This is a genomic window from Pyramidobacter sp. C12-8, from assembly GCF_002007215.1.
Lineage (GTDB): Bacteria > Synergistota > Synergistia > Synergistales > Dethiosulfovibrionaceae > Pyramidobacter.
Map to the genome: position 1 here is coordinate 19,162 of NZ_MUHX01000008.1, position 19,873 is coordinate 39,034.

Here is a 19,873-nt window from a genome sequence, read left to right on the forward strand (position 1 = left end):
AATTTCGTTGCCGGCGCCGAAAATCAAGGAGCCGTTGGAGTTGAACGTGCGGTTCGCCGTGCCGACGACGCTGTTGGCGACGCCGGAAAGAGGACTGCGGCCGTCTCCGATTCAATGCTGTTCAGAGCGCCGTAAATGTTGGCGCCGAAATTCTTCGCCCTGCCTGTGCTGTAGTTTCCGGACGCGATCGAGTACGCGCCGGTCACGGTGGAGAAGGCGCCCTCGTTATAGCTGTTCGTGCCGAGGGTCGTGGAGTTGATGTCCAGATTAAAGGTTTTGGTATCCGCGCTGTCGACGGTGACGTCGCCCATCAGCCCCCGATAATTGTGGGTGCCGACCATCAGGCTGCCGGTACGGGCAAAGGAGTTCTGGCCAATGGCGATGCCCGTGGCGACTTTCGACGGATCGGCCGGCGTTCCGCCGCTGTAGTCGGTCTGTCCAAAGGCAAAGGAGCTTTCCCGTGAACCGTACATATTTTCAACGTGGCTCTTCTGCCCGATCGCAATGCCTCCGCTCTGGTTGACGTAATTTTCGACGAAAGACTGGTCGCCGACGGCGATGTCGCCGCCCCCGGCGGTAGGCCCGTTGCCGTGCCCCGTTTTCGCGCCGGTTCCGATGGCAAGCGAAGTGGAACGCTGGGAAACGCTTCCGTCGCCGATGGAAATGCCGGCTCCGTATTCGCCGCCGGCGCCGTTGCCGATTGAAACGGCGCCGGGTTCCTTCGCATAGGAACCATAGCCGATCGCCACGGATTTTTCGGCATCTTTGCCCGTCTTGGCGTTGATTCCCGCCGCTAAGGAATTGGCGCCTCCGGCTCCCGCCGTGGCCGTCATGGGCCCCTTGTTGGTGCCGACGGGAGCGACTCCCGCGCCGGGGTTGACGTGGAAGTACATGTCAGCGTTGGCTGCGCCAGCCGCGTTGGCGGCCGCGTCGGCGACCGCCTGAAGCTGCCTCACGTTCACCGCATCGGTGTCTTCCGTGCCGTCGCCGACGTTGACGATCTGGCGCAGTTTGCCGTTGCCGCCCACGGAGACGGCGCCGAGGGTATTTGTGTCGTTCAGCTTGACCTTGCTGAACGGCGCCTCCGTTTCGGTCGTGAAGGCCCCGCGGTCAGCCGTGCTGCCCGAGCCCAGCGCCACGCCGCCTTCTTTTTGCACGTCGGCGTTATGGCCGATCAGCACCGCGTCGGCAACTTTCAATTCTTTCTCGGCGTCGGTCGAGCCGAGGACAACGCTGTAGTTCGCGCCGGTCAGCTTGCGCTTGTCGCCCAAGAGAAGCGCCGTGTCCGTGTTTTCCACCGTGTTCTCGGAGCCGATGACGCTGACGTGATTTACGTTTCTGGCGGTATTTTTGTAGCCGTCGATCAGGTTGTACTTGCTGACCGCGCCGCTTGTTCCGGTCAGTTTGTTGCCGACGCCCATCATCTGGGACGACTGGGCATACTCCGCGGCATTGGCACCGCCGATAGCCAAGACAGCGCCGCCGGCACTTTTTGCCACACCATCCATCAATGCCTTTTGCATGGCGGTGACCGAATCAAAATGCTTACTGTAAGCAGATGCGTCGAAGCTCGCACTAGATTCTTTCACGCTGTTCCCCGCGCCGATCACAATGGCCCCATTGCTGTTGGTCACCTTATTGGCAGCGCCGTTGATCACGTTGGCCACGCCGCTGCTGGAGGAACCGCTCATCGATTCATTCGAATTCAGCGTGCCGACAACTGTGGCAAAGGCATTTTTAGCTGTATTGCTGTAATCAAATAGGCCACCTGCTTCATATTGACTGCTTTGGACATTGTAACTGCCAAGGGTCGTGGCGAAACCGCCGCCGGTATAGGAATTCGTGCCCAACGTGGTAGAGGCCACGCCGAACTGGCGCAGCTTATCCGCCGTCGTGTCGCCGATGGCAATCTTATTCTTTTCCAGCGTATGATCCCCTATCTGAATGGAACCGGTACGGGCATATGTGTTTGTTCCTACAGCAATACCCGCAGGGAGATTCTGTTTGGCAGCAGTATTGCCATGAATATTCATAGAGAGGCCAAAATTTGTATACTCAACGGTCTCTCCAAACGAAAGCATGGACTCCTGCGTGCCGCCGCCGATGAAGACTTTGGCGTTTTTGCCTACGGCGATATTCGTCCCGTCGTTGGCGGGGCTGATGTCGTAAGCAATCGGTTGGGCACCGTTAGAAACGATGTCGTCCGCGTCCTCCGCTTTCGACGGTGCGGCCTTCATCAGCATCAGTCCCAGCGCCACGGCGGCCAGCGCGGCGCCTTTCAGGACGGACGACGGGCGTTTTTCGGCGCCGGAGCGTCTCCTTCCCCCGCAGGCGCCCGACACCAGAGCGGAATCGTAGACCTTGGTACATTCTTTCATCAACAACATCCCCCTTTGAGAGCTTCGTTTCGAAAACATCGACCAGCGGGCTTCAGCATCCGCCGGAAAATTTTTATCCTAAAGAATCTTCAGACGAGTATGGCTGATTCTATCACAGATTTTCCACGGATCAAGGGGTTTCTTAACGGTCGCCGCCGTTTTTTTGCGTTCACTTCCCGTTGCGCGGCCGACGCCTGCCGCCGCCGATTTTGCCGGCTTTCCGCACAACCGCTGCGAAGAACAGCTCGCCCTGTTCCGCTCGCTCGCCCCGGCCCGGCCGGCGGCAAAAGCCCGGCGTAAAAAAGAATCTGTCCCGTGGCAGGACAGACTCTTTTCGTTTCCGCGCCAAAGGCGGCGCGGAAGATCTTTCAGGACAAATTCTTTTTCACTCCGTCTCCGGCGCTCCGCGGCCGGCTCCTGCCCAGCACGAGGAGCACGGACGACAGCAGGATCAGCGCCATGCCGGCGGCGAGGCGCGGCGTCATCGGCTCGCCGTAAACGGCCAGGCCGACGGCGATGCTGGTCAGCGGCTCAAAGGTGCTCAGCAGCGACGCTTTCACCTCGCCGCAGAGGAACAGCCCTTTCTGGAAAAAGGCCAGCGCCAGCACGGTCGCCAGCAGCCCCAGCCCGGCTTCGGCCGCCCAAGCGGCCGCGCCCTGATTCCAGGCCAGGCTGCCCGCCAGGGCCGCGAACGCGCCGATCATGAGCGCCGAGAACAGGGAGATCCAGAAGGTGATCGTGAATATGTCGGCGTCGCGCAGATGGCTGCGTCCCAGCGCGATGATGTAGCCCGCGTAGAGCAGGCCGGACGCGGCGGCGAGCGCCATGCCGAAGCCGTCGGCGTTCCGCCCGGGGCGATAGAGCAGAAAGATCCCCGCCGCGCACAGCGCCGCGCAGATCATCTGGCGGAGCGTGAAACGGGCGCGGAAGAACAGGCCCATCAGGCACATCACCGCGACGGGATAGGTGAAGTGCAGCGTCGTCGCCAGGCCGGAGCCGATAAAGCCGTAAGACAGGTAAAGCAGCACCGGCGTGAGGGCGTAAAAGACGGACAGAAAGACGATCTCGCCCATCCGGCGGCGGCCGAGGCGCAGCGGCACGCCTTTGTATTTGAGGTACGCGAAAGCCATGGCGCTGCCCGTGAGGAATCGGCCGAACGCCGCCGTAGAAGCGTTGGCGCCGTCCGCGTAGGCGATCTTGGCAAGCAGCGGCATCAGGCCGAAGAGCACGGCCGAGGCGATCACGCACAGCGCTCCGGCGCGTTCGCTGTTTTCTTTCACTGGAATGTCACTTCCCCGTATCTTTTCGGCAGATCTCTGCCGGCGCGGCGTTCCCGCCCGCGATTCGCCTACTGTAGCGCAGGGCAGGGACAAAATCAACCTTTTTCAAGTTTGCGCGCGGCGGGCCCTCGCCGTTTTCCGGCACGGCGACGTTCCGCGCTTATACTGTTTCTCAATGAGAATGCCGAATACAGAGGCGCTGCGGGGGAGATTCACAAAGCGAGCTGCGCAGACCGCGCAACGGTCGAGCCCCTTCTGAGCGACTGGACTCCCCCGCAGCGCCCAGAAAACCGCGTTAATGTTTTCTATCAAGGATTAGTATTTCTATGAAAAACAAGGGCATCGCTTCGGAAAAAGGTTCTGCAGAAAACGCGCGGCAAAAACGCCGCCCGCTTCGAAGCGGACGGCGTTTTTGCCGCGCGGCCCATAAAACTTCGCCGGGGCGTTCCGGCGCTACTTGCACCGTTCGGTCAGCTCGTGCAGGAGCGGCTCGAACTTGACGCCGTACCAGTGCGAGGGGTCCTGCGAGGTGAAGCGAATGCAGTGCAGCGTGAAGTCGGCGGCGGCGACCGCCGCGTCGTAGGCGGATTTTCCGCCCGTCAGCATGCCGGCGAACACGGACGCGAAGACGTCGCCCGTACCGTGGCAGCCTTTCGGCATTTTTTCGTGACGGTAATAGCGTTTTTCCGTGCCGTCAGCCACCACGACGCCCGTCGTCGCGTCGTCGTAACTGACGCCCGTCAGCACCACGGTTTTGGCGCCGGCTTCGCGCAGCGCGGCGAGCAGAGCGTCGACGTAGCTTTCGTCGTACCGCTCGCGGTATTCCCTGCCGGTGAGCAGCGCCGCCTCGGTGACGTTGGGCAGGATCAGATCGGCGGCGAAAACGAAGCGGCGCATCGCTTCCACGTAGGCCGCGTCGAAGCCGGGATAGAGCCGTCCGTTGTCGGCCATGGCCGGATCGGCGATGCGCAGTCCGCCGGGCTGAAGCAGCGCGCCGTAAATTTCCTTGAGGTATTCGGTCTGCGAGGCGTTGCCCAGATAGCCGCTGTACACCGCGTCGAAACGGATCTGTTCGCGTTTCCAGTGCTCGACGATGCGCGGCATCTCCGCCGTCAGGTCGTGGAACGTGTACCCCGTAAAACCGCCCGTGTGCGTGGAAAGCACGGCCGACGGCAGGATCGCCGTCTCCAGCCCGCAGGCGGACAAAATGGGCAGAGCCACCGTCAGCGAGCACTGCCCGACGCAGGAAATGTCCTGCACCGTCAGAATCCTTTTGTACGACATGTTCCGCTCTCCTTCTCCGTTTTTTTGTTTTTCCGCCGGGGAAGCGCAAAAACGATCTGCTTACGTGAATCACATTATAGAACATGCAAAATCGCCATGCAATAACAAAATTGTATGTCGATCGCTTTTGTTTTCGCCGCGCGGCGTCAATGAAAAAGAGCGTCCCGAAAATCCTGCGCAGGATTTTCGGGACGCTCTTTTTCATTGAGATCGATCAGATTCAGTGCACGCGGCTGCCCAGCGGGATGTCCTCCACGGGGGCGAGCAGCGAGAGTTTTTCCTCGGGCGTGTGGGGCGCGCCGGAACCGGCGGCGAGCAGCATGCCGTTGCTCATGACGCCGCACATCTTGGCGGGCTTGAGGTTGGCGACGACGACGATGCGGCGGCCTTCCAGCTCCTCGGGCGTGTAGAAATCCTTGATGCTGGATACGATCACGCGCTTCTCGTAGCCGAGGTCGAGATCGAGCTTGTAGAGCGAGCGCGACTTGGGGACGGGCTCGGCGCGGACGATCTGCGCGACGCGCAGCTCGATCTTGGCGAAGTCGTCGATGGAGATCTCCGGCTCGTGCTCGCCGGGGTCGGCGGCAAGGCCTTTTTTGGCGTTGGCGCGCGCTTCGGCCTGTTTCTTCCACTCGTCGAGGTCGATGCGGGGATAGAGCACGCCTTCGCCGCGGCGGACGGTCGGGCGTTCTTCGCCCATGCCGCCCCAGCGGTAGTCGCCGAAGCGCTGGTCTTTCACGTCGCCGTTCAGGCCGAGCTGCGCCCAGATCTTGACGGCGGTCTTGGGCATCACGGGGGCCAGCATCAGCGCGGCCAGCTTGAGCTCTTCGGCCAGCGTGGCCAGCACGGTGTCGAGGCGGGCGGCCAGCGACTCGTCCTTGCCGAGCTTCCACGGCATGGTTTCGTCGATGTATTTGTTGGCGCGGCCGATCATGCTCCACAGGGCCTTGAGAGCGTCGTCGAACTGATAGTTGTCCATGAAGGCGCGGTACTCGGCGAAAGCGTTCAAAGCCTGATCGCGCACTTCCGCGTCGAGCGGTTCGAGCGCCGCGGGCGCGGGCACTGTGCCGCCGCGGTACTTTTCGATCATGGTGACGGTGCGGCTGAGCAGATTGCCGAGGTCGTTGGCCAGGTCGGAATTGACGCGCTGCACGAGGGCGAGTTCGGAGAAGTCGCCGTCGAGGCCGAAGGTGACCTGGCGCAGCAGGAAGTAGCGGAACACGTCGGAACCGTAGAGGGCGACCATCTCGTGCGGATCGACGACGTTGCCCTTGGACTTGGACATCTTCTCGCCGTCGCGGGTCCACCAGCCGTGCGAGTACACGCAGGCGGGCGGCGTCAGGCCGAGGGCGAGCAGCATGATGGGCCAGACGATGCAGTGGAAACGGATGATGTCCTTGCCGACGAGGTGGTTGACGACGGGCCAGAACTTTTTCATCTTCGCCTCGTCGCTGCCGTAGCCGCAGGCGGTCAGATAGTTGACGAGGGCGTCGAACCAGACGTAAATAGTGTGCTTCTCGTCGCCGGGCACGGGGATGCCCCACGGCACGCTGGTGCGCGAGATGGACTGGTCTTTCATGCCCATGCGCAGGAAGCTGACCACTTCGTTGTAGCGGACTTTCGGCTTGATGGCGTCGGGATGCTCCTCGTAGAACTTGAGCAGCTGGTCGGCGTAGGCCGAGGTGCGCAGGAAGTAGCTCTCCTCCTCCATCTCCTTGAGCGGGCGGTGGCAGTCGGGGCAGGTGTGGTTCTCGCCCTGGCTGGCTTCGGGCACGTAGGTCTCGCAGGGCACGCAGTACCAGCCTTTGTACGTTCCCTTGTAGATGTCGCCCTGGTCGAGCAGTTTTTTGAAGATCTGCTGCACGACTTTGACGTGGCGCGCTTCGGTGGTGCGGATGAAGTCGTCGTTGCTGGCGTCGATGAGCGGCAGCAGGTCGCGGAAGTTCTGCGCCAGCTCGTCGGTGAGCTGCTGCGGCGTCATGCCCTTCTTGGCGGCGCTCTCGCTGACTTTCTGGCCGTGCTCGTCGGTGCCGGTCAGAAAGAACACGTCGCAGCCGTCCATGCGCTTGTAGCGCGCCATGACGTCGGCGGCGATGGTCGTGTAGGCGTGCCCGATGTGGGGCACGTCGTTGACGTAGTAGATCGGCGTGGTGATGTAGAAATTTTTCTCAGTCATTCGTAATGCCTCCAGTGCCTTTAAAAAATGCGGCCGCCGGGGCCGCTTCGTCCCGCGATAAAAAAATCCCGCCGCGATTCCGTACGCGGCGGAATATTTTGTTATTGTAACAGATTTTCAGCTCTTCTGCTCGAGCAACCACGATTTGATTTTGTTCTTCGGCGCGCCGAAACGCTCCGCAAGCTCTGCGGCGATCCGCTTCACGGGAAGCCCTTCGGCGCGCAACCGCAGCGCCTCCGGCTGCCAGTCGCCGTCGGACGGCGCTTCTTCCGCGGCGCGCCCTTCGACGACGAGGACCAGCTCGCCCTTCACGCCCTCGGCCACCGAAGCGAGGATCTCGGACAGCGAGCCGCGGCGCGCTTCCTGATAGACTTTGCTGATTTCACGCACCAGCGCGGCGCGGCGATCGCCGAGCACGGCGAGGAAGTCTTCGAGCTGTTTCGCGGCCTTGTGCGGCGAAAGGTAAAAGACCATCGTGTAGGGATGGGCTTGCAGTTTTTGCAGCGCGGCGACGCGCTCGCCCTTTTGATCGGAAAGGAAACCGACGAACGAGAACGGCTGCGGCGTCAGCCCCGACAGCAGCACGGCGGGCACGAACGCCGTGGCGCCGGGCAGAACGTCGACGGGCAGTCCGGCCTCGACGGCGGCTTTCAAAATAACGGAGCCGGGGTCGGACATGCCGGGCGTGCCGGCGTCGCTGATCACGGCGACTTTCTCGCCCTTGGCGAGGCGCGCCAGCAGCTCGTCCACGCGCGCCTGCTCGTTGAACTTCTGATAGCTCAGCAGCGGCCGCTTGACGCCGTAGCGGCTCAGCAGCAGGCCGCTGTGGCGCGTGTCCTCGCAGGCGATCAGGTCGGCGGATTTCAGTTCTTCCAGCGCGCGCAGCGTGATGTCGCCCATATTGCCGATGGGCGTGGGGATCAGGATCAGCGGCATCGTTCCAGCGTCCTTTCTTTCTCGTAAGACAAAAGCGACCACGGAAACACGGAGAAGCGGGGAAAACAAAAGACCGTACTTCCCCGCGGCGGGTTCCGTTTTACGGCAGCGGCGGTTCGGGGGCGTAAAAGCGCATCAGCTCGGGCGTGTACTCGCCCGTTTCGTCGTAAATGAACAGCGGCGGCGGCACGGTCACGGCCGCCCCGCCGCTGCGCCGCGCTTCGACGAGGAACACGGAGGCGTTTTTGCCCGGCGCGGGGTGGACCATCAGCAGTTCGCGCGGTTCGAGGCTGCGCGCCCGCAGCAGCGCCAGCGTCTCGGCCAGGCGCAGCGCGCGCATGACCATGTACAGGCGGCCGCCGTTTTTCAGCAGGAAGCGCGCCGCGTCGCACACGTCGGCGAGCGAGCACATCTCGCCTTGGCGGGCCAGCCGGTTCGTCGCCGCCTCGGCGCGGCGGCCGAAGCCGGAATCTTCGTAGGGCGGATTGACGACGACCGCGTCGAAGCTCTGGTGTCCGTAGAGGCGTCGGTGCTCGCGCAGGTCGCCCGTCTGAAAGAGCGCGTTGGCCGTCAGGCCGTTGCGCGCGGCGTTTTCCCGCGCCAGTTCGATCAGCTGCGGCTGAACGTCGAGCCCCTCGAAACGGCTTTGCGGGAAGCGTTTGGCCAGGATCAGCGAAACGCCGCCGTGGGCGCAGCCCAGTTCGAGCACGCGCTCTCCGGCGCGCGGCCGGGCGAAGCCGGCCAGCAGCACCGTGTCCATGTTGACGCGCGGCCCTACGTCGGGCTGGCGCAGGCGCAGAAATCCGTAGAGGATCGCCTCGCCGTCCACCGGCGGGATATCTTTTCCGCGCTCTAGTTCCATTGGTCGACCTTGACGGAAACGATCTGCGACAGCCCGGGTTCGGACATGGTGACGCCGTACATCACTTCGGCGTGTTCCATGGTCTGGCGGCGGTGGGTCATGGCGATGACCTGCAGGTTCTTCGAGTAATCGGCCACCATCTGCGCGAAGCGCGTCAGATTGGCCTCGTCGAGCGCCGCGTCCACTTCGTCGAGCACGGCCAGCGGCACCTTGGCCACTTCCATGGAGGCGAACAGCAGCGACAGCGCCGTCAGCGACTGTTCGCCGCCGGAAAGCTGAGCGAGGAACAGCGGCTTCTTTCCGGGAGGGCGGGCGACGATCTCCACGCCGGCTTCCCAGAGATCCATGTCCTCCTGCGCTTTCAGATGGGCTTCGCCGCCGCCGAAAAGGCGCTGGAACAGTTCGTCGAAGCGGCGGTCGATCTTCACGAGCGCGCCGTTGAACATCGTCCCCGCCTGTTTGTCGGTATTGGCGATCAGGGCGCGCAGTTCGTCCATGCCGTGCTGCACGTCTTTGAGCTGGCCGTCGAGGAATTCGAGACGCTCGGACAGCGACTGATCTTCCGACAGCGCGCCCATGTTCACGTCGCCGAGATCCTTGAGCGAGCGCTCCACGTAGCGGCAACTGTTTTCGAGCTTGTCGGCGCTCTCGTCGCCGGGGACGAAATCCGCCGGATAGGGATATTTCTCCTCGTTGTCGGCGATCAGGCTGCCGAGGCGCTCGCGAACCTTTTCGATCTCGTTGCGGGCCATCAGCTCGTCGCGGGTCAGTGAGTCGAACGTGGTCTGGGCGCGCTGGCTGCGCAGCAGCTGGCGCTCCATGCGCCGCGCCGCGTCGGCGTTGTGCTTGTCCAGCTCGGAGATCTGGTCCTGCACGGCTCGTTTTTCGGCCTCGCGCTCGCCTTTTTCTTTCAGGACCGCTTCCTGCCGTCCGGCCAGCTCGGCCAGCTTCTGCACGATGCGGCGGGACTCCTCGGTATTGGCGCTGAGCGCGCGGCGCAGGTCGCTCACGGCGCGTACGCTCTTTTCGAGCTCGCCCTTTTTGGCCGTCAGGCGTTCGCCGACCAGCAGGCTTTGGGTGCGCAGCTCGGCGAGGCGGGCGCTTTCGGCGTCGTCGCCGGCGGACAGCGGCAGGGCGTCGATCTCGGCGCGGGCCTGGGAGGCGCTCTCGCGCATTTTCTTCGCCTCGGCGCGGCAGTGGTCGATGCGCTGCGCCGAATTGCTGTCTTCCTGAAGCAGGGCGTTCAGCTCTTCGGTCTGCTCGCGCAGGGCGCGGCGCAGCGCTTCGGTCTGCGATTTCTGTTCGGAAGCGGCGGCGCGCTGTTTTTCCAGCGCTTCGCCGGCTTTCGCCTCGGCGCGCTCGGCCGCTTCGAGGGCTTTGGCGATCTCCGCCTGCGCTTTCTTGTCGGCGGCGATCCGTTTTTCTGTCTCGTCGATCATGTTGCGCAGCGTGATCGCGCCCGCGGAACGGGCGTTCTTGCCGCCGCTGACGGTGCCGGAGGGCGAAAAGACTTCGCCATCGACCGTGACGATCGGATAACGGGCCGTCGCCGCCAGGCGCGCGCCGGTGTCGTAATCCTTGACGACCAGCAGGTCGCCGAGCAGATGCTCCATGGCGGGCAGCCAGCGCGGATCGGGCGCGACCAGATCGATAGCCCAGCCCAGCACGCCGCTTCCCGCGGGGGCTTTGCCGGGGCGGGGGCTGCGGCAGCGCTCCAGCGGCAAAAACGTGGCGCGCCCGCCGCTGCGCTCTTTCAGCAGGTCGATGCCGACGCGGGCCTGCGCCATCGTGTCGACGAGCAGCCAGTACTGGCGGCCGCCCAGATAGGCTTCGAGGCAGGGGGCCAGCGAGCCGTCGCAGGAAAAACCTTCGACGGCGGGGATCGTCTCGATCTTCAGGCGCCCGAGCTTGACGGCCGAGAGCACCATCTGCACGGGGCGCGGATAAAGCCCCGCCTCGGCGCGCTGCAGCAGACTGTCGAGTTCGGCCTCGCCCTTGGCGATGGAGCGGCGCACGCTTTGGGCGCGGATCGCCATCTCCTGGCTCCGAGCCGCCGCTTCGCCGCGTTTTTTCTCCAGCTGTTCGAGCGCGTCTTCGAGCGCTTCCAGCGCTTCGTCGGACTCGGTCATCTTCGAGACCATTCCGTCGCGTTTGGCGCGCAGGTCGTCGAGCACGGCGGAGCGCTCGCGGCTTTGCAGGCCGAGCGTTTCGGCGCGGGCGTCCATCTGCCGCGCTTCTTCCAGCAGACCGGCTTCGCGTTCCAAAAGCTCCTGCCGTTTGCGGCGCGTCTCTTCCAGCGCGGCGTCGCGGGAAGAGAGTCGGTCTTCCAGATCGTGGATCTGCACGTCGAGCGACGATGCTTCCTGCGTCAACCGGCCAGCCTGGACGGCCAGCTCGCTGCGCAGAGTTTCTTCTTTTTTCAGCTGTCCTTCAAGACGGTCGCGCTCTTCGCTGGCACGGCGCGCGGCGAATTCGCTCTCGCTCTTTTCCGCGTTCAGCGCCATCTCGCGGCGCAGCGCGTCGTCGAGGCGCGGCGTCAGCTCTTCCAACTCGTCGTTCAGCTCGCCGCGGCGCCGCGCGTACTCGCTGCCCTGCGCGCGGAGGCGTTCGAGGGCGTTTTTCCACAACGACGCCCAGCGTTCCGCCGACTCGAGGCGCGAACCGGTCTCTTCGTGCTTTCGATCGAGCGTTTCAAGACGCGTTTCTTCGCTGCAGCGCCGGTAATGGTACAAAACGCGGCGCAGGTCTTCGAGACGCTCCTGATAGTCTTTGGCCTTGCGCGCGTTCTGGAGATCCGGCGCGATCTCTTCGCGGCGCGCCCGCAGCTCGCCCATCAGCGTGTGCAGACGCAGCAGCTCGTCGCCGGACTGCTTCAGCTCGTCGAGAGCGCCGTCGCGCTTTTTACGATACAGGTCGATGCCGAAAAGCTCTTCCAGCTGCAGGCGGCGCTGGAACGGCTTCTGCAGGACGGCCGCGCCCACTTCGCCCTGGCCGATGAAGGCCGAACGGTCGCCCTCGAGGCGCCACTGCTGTTTGAACTGCGTCAAATCCTGGATGCGCATGCGGGCGCCGTTCACGTAAAGCGTGCCGCCCGAGGCGTCGAGATGGCGGCGCAGGCTGCCATGGGCGCCGCCGTCGTTGAGATCCAGCGTCACGTCGGTCTCGGCCGCCTCGGAAAGGCCGGCCGATCCCTGAAAGATCAGGTCGCTCTGGCGGGTGATGCGCAAACGGGCCGCGCCGCTCTCGCCGAGGACCCAGCGCAGCCCGTCCAAAATATTGCTCTTGCCGCTGCCGTTCGGCCCCACGATGGCCGTGAAGCCCGGCGCGAAAGGAAGCTCGTGCGTGCCGCCAAAGCTCTTGAAATTTTTAAGGGTCAGTCGTTCGATAAACAACGCTGGTATCTCCTCTGCTGCGCATCAGTTCGACGCGCGATTCTACGCTGCTCAGCGAGCCCTGCAGGTCGAGACGGAATTTCTCCAGCGGCATGCCCGGCCGCCCGCGCAGGAAAATTTTCCGGCCGAACGTCTCCTCCCACAGACTCAGATAGACCTGCGCCGCGTAAGCCGCCACCGATTCGTTGACGTCCACGAGCACGGCCTCGGCGCGGCCGGAAAGGAAGACCTTGCGGATGAAGCGCTTCAGCATCAGCGCCAGCGAATCCTCCTTCAGCACCCGCGAGCCGGAGCCGCAGAGCGGGCAGGGACGCGTCAGCACCGATCTCAGATCGGCCCGCGCGCGCTTGCGCGTCATCTCCACCAGGCCAAGCTGCGAGATCCCGTAGACGCGCACGCGGCAGCGATCCGCCGCGAAAACTTCGTCCAGCTTCGCCAGCAGCGCTTTTCTGTCCCCTTCCGGCTCCATGTCGATGAAGTCGACGACGACGATGCCGCCGATGGCGCGCAGCTTCAGCTGCCAGGCGATCTCTTCGGCCGCTTCGAGGTTGGTGGCCAGCACCGTCTCGCGCAAATTGTGCCCGCCGGTGTACTTGCCCGTGTTCACGTCGATCACCGTCAACGCTTCCGTCTGATCGACGACGAGATAGGCGCCGGACTTGAGCCAGACTTTATTGTCCAGCAGCGCGTCGATTTCCTTTTCGACGTCGTAGTACTCGAACAGCGGGATGTTGCTGCGGTGGAAGCCCAGCGCCGGCGTTTTCTCCGCGGCGCTGTAGCGCTGCAGGTAATCGGCGACGCGGTCGTACTCCTCCTGATTGTCGACGACGATCTGCGACACTTCGGAGCTCAGCTCGTCACGCAGCACGCGCCCGACCAGCCCCATGTCCTTGTACAGCAGGCAGGGCGCCGTCTGCTTGGCGGCGTTGTCCTCGATGTCGTGCCAGAGCGTCTTGAGCCGCTCGAAATCGTCGGCCAGAGCGTCGGCGTCCACGCCTTCCGAAGCCGTGCGCAGGATCACGCCGTAACCGGCCGTGTCCAAGGCGCGGATCGTCTCCTTGAGACGGGCCCGCTCCTCTTCCTTGACGATACGTTTGGACACGCCCACGTCGCGGCCGCCGGGCACGAGCACGAGATAGCGCCCGGGCAGCGAAATGCGCGCGGTCACGCGGGCCCCTTTGTTCTTGCGCGCCGTCTTGACAACCTGCACCAGCACTTCGCCGTTTTGCTGCACTTTCACGCCGCGCGCGTCGTTCAGATAAAGGAAGCCGTTCCGCCCGTCGCCGAGGCCGACGAAGGCGGCGTTCATGCCGGGCAGAACGCTTTCCACGCGCGCTTTGTATATTTCCCCGCTCTTCTGGCATTCCCACATCCGTTCGACGAAGAGCTCGCTCAAACGACCGTTTTCCACGATCGCGACGCGGGCTTCTTCCGGGTCGATGGTGTTCGCCAGGATGAGTATATCCGGCTGGTTCATGTCCACGCCTCCGAAAACATTTGATTTCTATCGAAAAATCGCTCGAGACAACGGTCGCCGTCGGATTTTTCCCGTTTCTTCGCGGCAGCCCTTGTTTCCCGTCGTCTACAGCAGCGGCGCGATCTCGCCCTTGTCGGCGCGCCAGCGTCCCAGACGGAGCCGGGCGATACAGACCTCCGGCCAGCCGGAGATCGCTTCGCGGGCGATCAGCGCCTTGACGAGCGCGCCGGGACCGGTCTGCGACGGATCGTGCATGACCAGCTCAAGACCGTCGCCGCATTCGCGCAGCGCCAGCAGCGTCTCCGCACCGAACTCCTCCGAGAGGACGCTCTTCACCGCCGCCAGCTTGTCCATATCGCGCGGGCAGAGCCAGTACGAAGCGGCGTCAAAACACTTGTTCAGCGACATAGCGTCGGGCGCGATGCGGGCGGCCCTGAGGAAACGGAACCCCGTCGGCGCCTGGGCGTTCATTTTTTCCAGCGCTTCCTCGGGCGGGACGTTCTCATCGAACCAGATCTCCGCCGCTTCGCAGAGCGAAATCACGCCCACCGGCAGCGCCGGTCCCATGACGATGTGCGGATGGGGCGACATGCCCTGCGTCAGGACGACTTTCAGTCCGGCGCGGCGGGCGATACGCCCGAAAAGCTGCGGCAGTTCCACGTGGCGCACGAAGCAGGCGAAGTCCCGCTTCTCGAAGATCATGCGGAGGCGGCTCATGCGTTCGCTGCGCTCCACTCGCAGCCGCGCCGCTCCCAGCCGCAGGCGTTGCAGCCGAAAGACCGGCAGTCGCGGGTGACCTTCGCTTCCCGCGCGCGGCGGTATTCGCGCAGCAAAAACGATTTGGACACGCCGGTGTCGATATGGTCCCACGGGAACGCCTCGTCTTCGGCGCGCGTACGTTGGGCGTACCACGCCGGATCGACGCCGGCCCGGGCGAACGCTTCCATCCAGCGTTCGAGACTGAACGTCTCGCTCCAGCTGTCGAAGCGCTCGCCCAGCCGCCACGCTTCGAGGATCGCGCGGCCGACGCGGCGGTCGCCGCGGGCCAGCACGCCCTCGATGAAAGACTGTTCCGACTCGTGATATTTGAAGCTGATCGCCCGCGACCTGATCTGTTTCTTCATGAAAGCGCCCTTGCGCGCCAGTTCCTCGCGCGTGTTCTGCGCCACCCACTGGAACGGCGTGTGTCCCTTCGGCACGAAGCCGGCCACGGACACGTTGATCGCCGCACGCTTGCTGTAGCGCCGGCCGATCGACGCGGCGCGCTCGGACAGTTCGACGATGCCCCGCAGATCGTCGTCAGTCTCCGTCGGCAGCCCCATCATGAAGTAGAGCTTGATCTTCTGCCAGCCGTGCTCGAACGCCGCGTTCAGCGCCGCGTCGAGATCGGCTTCGGTCACGCCCTTGTTGATCACGTCGCGCATGCGCTGCGAACCGGCTTCGGGCGCCAGCGTCAGGCCTCCCTTCTTCATCGCTTCCAGCCCGGCCGCCAGGCCGACGGAAAAATTATCGACGCGCAAACTCGGCAGGCTGACCTTGATGCCATCGTCGTGAAGGTCCGCCAGCGACTGGAGCAGCGTTCCGATCTGCGGATAATCGCAGCTGGCCAGCGAGACCAGACTGCACTCTTCCCAACCCGTCTGACGGATCAGCGCGCGGATGCACTCGTCGACGACCTGCGGGCTGCGCTCGCGGATGGGCCGGTAGATCATGCCCGCCTGGCAAAAACGGCAGCCGCGCGAACAGCCGCGGAACAGTTCCACCGCCACGCGGTCATGGATGATGCCCGACGCGGGAACGATCATGTCCCGCGGCGCGATCGCGTCCATGTCGCGGCAGATCAGGCGCTTCCGCGGCAACGGAAACTCCGAGGCGAAGTGCGTCCCCGCCTCGTCGTAAGTACACGACACCAGCGCCGGCACATACGTGCCGTCCAATTCGGCCGCGGCGCGCAACCGCTCGATCCGCGGCCGTCCTTTCGTCTTTTTCAGCAGCTCGAACAGCGGCAGATTGACGACTTCGCCGTCGCCGAGGCAGAAAATGTCGATGAAATCCGCCAAAGGCTCCGGCACCAGCGCCGCCGGTCCGCCGGCCATGACGATCGGATCGCCGTCCGCCCGGCGGGATGCCAGCAGCGGCACGCCGCCCAGATCGAGCATGGTGAGGATGTTCGTAAAGCTCATTTCGTGCTGGAGCGTAAAGCCCAGCCCGTCGAAATCTTTCAGCGCCCGCCCCGACTCCACTGACCCCAGAGGCAGCCGCGCTTCGCGCAGCGACTGCTCCATGTCGATCCACGGACAGTAGGCGCGTTCCGCGTCGACGCCGTCCATGTTTTTCGTACGGGGATAGAGCAGCTGAAATCCGAGATAGCTCATGCCCACCTCGTACACGTCGGGGAAACAGAAGCACAGGCGAAAATCGGCGTTTTCCTTCGGCTTCGTGCGCCCCCATTCGGAGCAGGCGTACCGCGACGGCCATTTCGCCCCGGCGATCAATGGCCAGCGCGGATCGTCAAATTCTTCAAATCGCAAAATCAATCATCCTCAATCGAGTAAAGAAGCTCACGGCGCGGCGGCGAAAAAAATCGCCGCGCCCTCAATCGCAAGCTCATAAGCGCGTCAGGAACGACGCACCGAATACGGCGTCCGCGAATCCGGCACCGAGTTTTCACGGCGGCTGATCTCGCTTCGAGCACCCAGCTTCACCGTTACGCCGATCGCCAGCACCGTCGCCAGCAGCGAACTGCCGCCGTAGCTCATCAGCGGCAGGGGCAGCCCCGTCACGGGCAGCAGCCCCATGCTCATGCCGATGGATTCAAAGCTGTGAAACCACAACGACGCCGACAGCGACGCCACAAGGACCTTGACCGTCACGCTGCGCGCCCTCAGGGCGATGCGGATCATGCGCCAGAGGATGAACGACAGCAGCGCCAACACAAAAAGCCCGCCCACCAGCCCGAACTCCTCGGCGAAAACGCTGAAGATGAAATCGGTGTGCGGTTCGGGTAAAAAACGCAACTTGCTTTGAGCCCCCTGCATGAACCCCTTGCCGAAAAAGCGCCCCGAGCCCACGGCGATGCGCGACTGGATCACGTTGTATCCGGCGCCGAGAGGATCCAGCTCCGGATTGATGAACACGAGGATGCGTTTTTTCTGATACTCTCTGAGCAACATCCAGCCCAACGGCAGCAGCGCCGCCGCGCCGCCCATCAGCGAGAGCAGATAGCGCTTCGGAGCGCCCGCCACCAGCAGCGCCACGAAGATCATGACGCCGTAGACCAGCGTGCTGCCGAGATCGGGCTGCACGAGCACCAGCAGCGCGGAAACGCCGCCGAGCGCCAGCGCGCCGGCGAAATTTTTCAAATTGTACGGCGGAAAAAGCGTCACATGATGCGCCATCACAAAGGCCAATCCCAATTTGACGAATTCCGCCGGCTGGACCTTGAAGAATCCCAAGTTGATCCACGACTGAGCGCCCTTGGCCCGATGTCCCATCACAAACAGCAGCACCAGCATCAGACAGCAGCCGCCGTAGAGCCAGTAGGACGCGTCGAGGAAAAACTCATAATCCAGTCGCAGCACGACCGCCAGCATCACGAGCGCCGCGACGCCCCAGATCAGCTGACGACCGGCATAAAACCGACCCAGCCCCGCGGGGCCGCCGCCGGCGCTGTAAATCGTCGCTACGCCCGTCAGGTACATCAGGAAGACGGCGATCAGCAACGGATAATCCAGCGCACGCAGCGTATCCCGCCAGGAACCACGATCGTTCATCACGCGTTGTTTTTATCGGCCACCCTGCCTATGGCCGAAGAGGCCCGCTTCATGCCCTTCACCGGCACGGAAACTTCGAGCGCCACCATGTTCTCGTCATCGTTCAGGTCGATGTCGATGCCTGTGTTGTCAACGTCCATGTACTTGCTGATCACTTTGAGAATGTCCTCGCGGATCGCCGCCATGACCTCGGGAGAAATATCCTTGCGGTCGTGCATGAGCACGATCTGCAGGCGCTTTTTGGCGTTGTCCTTGGATTTGGTCCTTTTGAAGATCCGGTTCAGAAAATCAGTCATCGATGCCATCGCGGTCACCTACTTACGGCCAAAGAAATGGCGGAGACTGGCAAGGAATCCTTTGTCCATGTTCTCCACGTCGAGGAAAGGAACTTCTTCGTCCAAAAGACGGCGCGCGATATTGGTGAAAGCCGTGGCCGCCGGAGAGTTGGGCGAAAGCGTCAGAGGCTCCCCGTTGTTGGACGAGCGCAGCACCAGATCGTCCTCGGGCACCACGCCGATCAGGGGGACGGAAAGGATGTCGAGCACGTCGCTGACGCCGAGCATGTCGCCTTTGCGCATCATCTTCGGCACCAGGCGGTTGATAATCAGATGGATCTGCTCCTTGCCCTGAGCCTCGAGCATGCCGATGATACGATCGGCGTCGCGCACGGGAGCCACGTCGGGCGTAGTCACCACCAGGGCTTCGGAGGCGCCGGCGGAAGCGTTCTTGAACCCAGACTCGATACCGGCGGGGCAGTCGAAGAGGACAAAATCGAAGTCCTTCTTCAGCTCGTCGCTGAGGGCTTTCATCTGCTCTTCGCTGACGCAGTCCTTCTGACGGGTCTGAGCCGTGGGCAGCAGATAGAGTCCATCGACGCGCTTGTCGCGGATCAGGGCCTTTTTCAGTTCACAGCTGCCTTCGACGACGTCGACCAGCGTATAGACGATGCGGTTTTCCAATCCGAGGATGATGTCGAGGTTACGAAGTCCCGTATCGCCGTCGACGACCACGACTTTCTTGCCCAGCTTCGCCAAAGCCATGGAGATGTTGGCCGTCGTCGTCGTCTTGCCGACGCCGCCTTTTCCTGAGGTCACTACGATCACGCGTCCCGCCATGGGGGATCTCCTCCTTTGAGTTCTTTCCGTCAATGCCGCATTTTCCCTTGTCTCCGCTGCAGATCGTGACGCTCCGAAGACGTCGGGCTGTTCCGGTTTCTTTTCGGCGGGCGCCGCTTTGGGGACGTCGGGCTGCCGTGCTTCCTTTACGTTTTCCTCAGCAAAGGAAACGATCGACTGCCCCGCCTCGTTCGCGAGCCGCGCCGTTCCGGAAAGTTCCGATTGCTTTTCGTTCTCCGCAGGCCGTGTCACGGTTTGATTCTTTCTTGCCGCGGCGATCAAAGCCTGTCTCTTTTCCAACTTATTCTGCTTCTTCTGTCTGTCTTTTCTGCTCATCAGGACTGCCTTTCTACTTTTCCCAAGAGATATCGCTGGCTACAAAGACACCGCCCTCCACGACAATTCGCACGGGCTTGCCCCACCAGGGCGAAGCGCCAGGCTCCATGGCGTTGCTGATCATGGAACCGATACGCAGCTGATTGGTCTGGTAGCTCAGCGTGATCACCGAAGCGCTGTTATCGCCGTTACAGCCGGCATGCACTTGCCCCTGGATGGCGCCAAGAACGATGATCGAGCCGGTGGCATTGATCTCGGCGCCGTGATGCAGGTCGCCCAGCATCAGCACATCGCCGTCATGCTGCAGCGCCTGCCCGCCGCGCAGAGGGATCGAGACGATCTTGAGAGTCCCCTGCGTCACCATGGGACGTTCCGAACCATCGACTTTAAATCCCAGCGACGCCAGATTTTCTTTCGTCGACGGCTCTTCAGCGTTCCACAACGAGACGGAAAGATTCATCGGGAAAATCACGTCGCGCAGCAGATCAAGCAGCCAGTTTCTTGGCACCTGAAGTTTCTTGAAATCAAAGACGATCTGATGGCCGGTCACCATGCTCCCGGCATCGCGCAGCTCTCGCAGCACGTCCGAAATGCCCGGCAGGATCGCGCCTTCGAAGGCCACGCACACCGATGTACCGCGTCCTTTGAAGCTGATTTCCTTCTTCTGTGAGGCAAGTTCCATCTATTTTTCCCCATTCCTTTCACTGAAATACGGATTCATACTATTTCTTTAATAAAGGGCGAACTCAAGAGCGCTGCAAGGGAGATCCACAACGCCAGCGGCGCAGCAGTCGAAACGTTCCCGAGCGACTGAAGAACTCCGTTGCGACGCCCGGCGAACCATGTTAACGCTTTTATCAAGAA

Annotated in this window: 14 protein-coding genes; all 14 read right to left on the reverse strand. The window is 62.9% G+C overall.

The genetic code is table 11. The annotated features are described in order from the left end of the window. Window positions 1-23 precede the first annotated feature (23 nt). The 14 genes from B0D78_RS04430 to B0D78_RS04495 all read right to left on the reverse strand — a co-directional run bounded on the left by B0D78_RS04430 (window position 24) and on the right by B0D78_RS04495 (window position 19,691). Window positions 24-2,378: a hypothetical protein gene (locus tag B0D78_RS04430; RefSeq protein WP_168170003.1), complete on the reverse strand. Its 2,355-nt coding sequence runs from the start codon at window positions 2,376-2,378 to the stop codon at window positions 24-26. 368 nt (window positions 2,379-2,746) lie between these two features. Continuing rightward, window positions 2,747-3,658, reverse strand: coding sequence for a DMT family transporter (locus B0D78_RS04435; protein WP_078015787.1), 912 nt, complete (start codon window positions 3,656-3,658; stop codon window positions 2,747-2,749). A gap of 453 nt (window positions 3,659-4,111) precedes the next feature. Next, a complete protein-coding gene (locus tag B0D78_RS04440) occupies window positions 4,112-4,942 on the reverse strand; it encodes a pyridoxamine kinase (RefSeq protein ID WP_078015788.1) in 831 nt (276 codons plus the stop codon). A gap of 220 nt (window positions 4,943-5,162) precedes the next feature. Beyond that, window positions 5,163-7,118: a methionine--tRNA ligase gene (metG, locus tag B0D78_RS04445; protein ID WP_078015789.1), complete on the reverse strand. Its 1,956-nt coding sequence runs from the start codon at window positions 7,116-7,118 to the stop codon at window positions 5,163-5,165. A gap of 117 nt (window positions 7,119-7,235) precedes the next feature. Then, complete coding sequence (gene rsmI, locus B0D78_RS04450; RefSeq protein ID WP_078015790.1) at window positions 7,236-8,054, reverse strand: 16S rRNA (cytidine(1402)-2'-O)-methyltransferase; 819 nt, start codon at window positions 8,052-8,054, stop codon at window positions 7,236-7,238. Between the two features lie 100 nt (window positions 8,055-8,154). Next, window positions 8,155-8,916, reverse strand: a complete 762-nt coding sequence (locus B0D78_RS04455; protein ID WP_078015791.1) for a tRNA1(Val) (adenine(37)-N6)-methyltransferase — start codon at window positions 8,914-8,916, stop codon at window positions 8,155-8,157. Continuing rightward, entirely contained in the window at window positions 8,907-12,308 is a 3,402-nt protein-coding gene (gene smc, locus B0D78_RS04460) for a chromosome segregation protein SMC (RefSeq protein WP_168170004.1), read from the reverse strand. Before smc ends, B0D78_RS04455 begins: the two co-directional genes overlap by 10 nt. Next, a complete protein-coding gene (locus B0D78_RS04465) occupies window positions 12,283-13,785 on the reverse strand; it encodes an Rne/Rng family ribonuclease (protein ID WP_078015793.1) in 1,503 nt (500 codons plus the stop codon). Before B0D78_RS04465 ends, smc begins: the two co-directional genes overlap by 26 nt. A 105-nt stretch (window positions 13,786-13,890) precedes the next feature. Continuing rightward, window positions 13,891-14,520 carry a TIGR03936 family radical SAM-associated protein gene (locus B0D78_RS04470; protein WP_240496117.1) on the reverse strand — a complete coding sequence of 210 codons (630 nt, stop codon included), beginning with the start codon at window positions 14,518-14,520 and terminating at the stop codon, window positions 13,891-13,893. Continuing rightward, entirely contained in the window at window positions 14,499-16,316 is a 1,818-nt protein-coding gene (locus tag B0D78_RS04475) for a TIGR03960 family B12-binding radical SAM protein (protein WP_078015794.1), read from the reverse strand. Before B0D78_RS04475 ends, B0D78_RS04470 begins: the two co-directional genes overlap by 22 nt. Window positions 16,317-16,403: 87 nt before the next feature. Then, window positions 16,404-17,558, reverse strand: a complete 1,155-nt coding sequence (rodA, locus tag B0D78_RS04480; RefSeq protein WP_078015795.1) for a rod shape-determining protein RodA — start codon at window positions 17,556-17,558, stop codon at window positions 16,404-16,406. Next, on the reverse strand, window positions 17,558-17,863 hold the full coding sequence (minE, locus tag B0D78_RS04485; protein ID WP_078015796.1) for a cell division topological specificity factor MinE: 306 nt from the start codon (window positions 17,861-17,863) through the stop codon (window positions 17,558-17,560). Before minE ends, rodA begins: the two co-directional genes overlap by 1 nt. Window positions 17,864-17,872: 9 nt before the next feature. Further along, a complete protein-coding gene (gene minD / locus B0D78_RS04490; RefSeq protein ID WP_078015797.1) occupies window positions 17,873-18,673 on the reverse strand; it encodes a septum site-determining protein MinD in 801 nt (266 codons plus the stop codon). A 349-nt stretch (window positions 18,674-19,022) separates the two neighbouring features. Continuing rightward, on the reverse strand, window positions 19,023-19,691 hold the full coding sequence (locus B0D78_RS04495) for a septum site-determining protein MinC (protein WP_078015798.1): 669 nt from the start codon (window positions 19,689-19,691) through the stop codon (window positions 19,023-19,025). Window positions 19,692-19,873 lie beyond the last annotated feature (182 nt).

Bases quoted from the DNA above. Each gene is read 5' to 3' on its own strand.
- B0D78_RS04430 (WP_168170003.1), bottom strand. From the start codon at position 2,378: ATGAAAGAATGTACCAAGGTCTACGATTCCGCTCTGGTGTCGGGCGCC.
- B0D78_RS04440 (WP_078015788.1), bottom strand. From the start codon at position 4,942: ATGTCGTACAAAAGGATTCTGACGGTGCAGGACATTTCCTGCGTCGGG.
- metG (WP_078015789.1), bottom strand. From the start codon at position 7,118: ATGACTGAGAAAAATTTCTACATCACCACGCCGATCTACTACGTCAAC.
- rsmI (WP_078015790.1), bottom strand. From the start codon at position 8,054: ATGCCGCTGATCCTGATCCCCACGCCCATCGGCAATATGGGCGACATC.
- B0D78_RS04455 (WP_078015791.1), bottom strand. From the start codon at position 8,916: ATGGAACTAGAGCGCGGAAAAGATATCCCGCCGGTGGACGGCGAGGCG.
- B0D78_RS04465 (WP_078015793.1), bottom strand. From the start codon at position 13,785: ATGAACCAGCCGGATATACTCATCCTGGCGAACACCATCGACCCGGAA.
- rodA (WP_078015795.1), bottom strand. From the start codon at position 17,558: ATGAACGATCGTGGTTCCTGGCGGGATACGCTGCGTGCGCTGGATTAT.
- minE (WP_078015796.1), bottom strand. From the start codon at position 17,863: ATGGCATCGATGACTGATTTTCTGAACCGGATCTTCAAAAGGACCAAA.
- minD (WP_078015797.1), bottom strand. From the start codon at position 18,673: ATGGCGGGACGCGTGATCGTAGTGACCTCAGGAAAAGGCGGCGTCGGC.
- B0D78_RS04495 (WP_078015798.1), bottom strand. From the start codon at position 19,691: ATGGAACTTGCCTCACAGAAGAAGGAAATCAGCTTCAAAGGACGCGGT.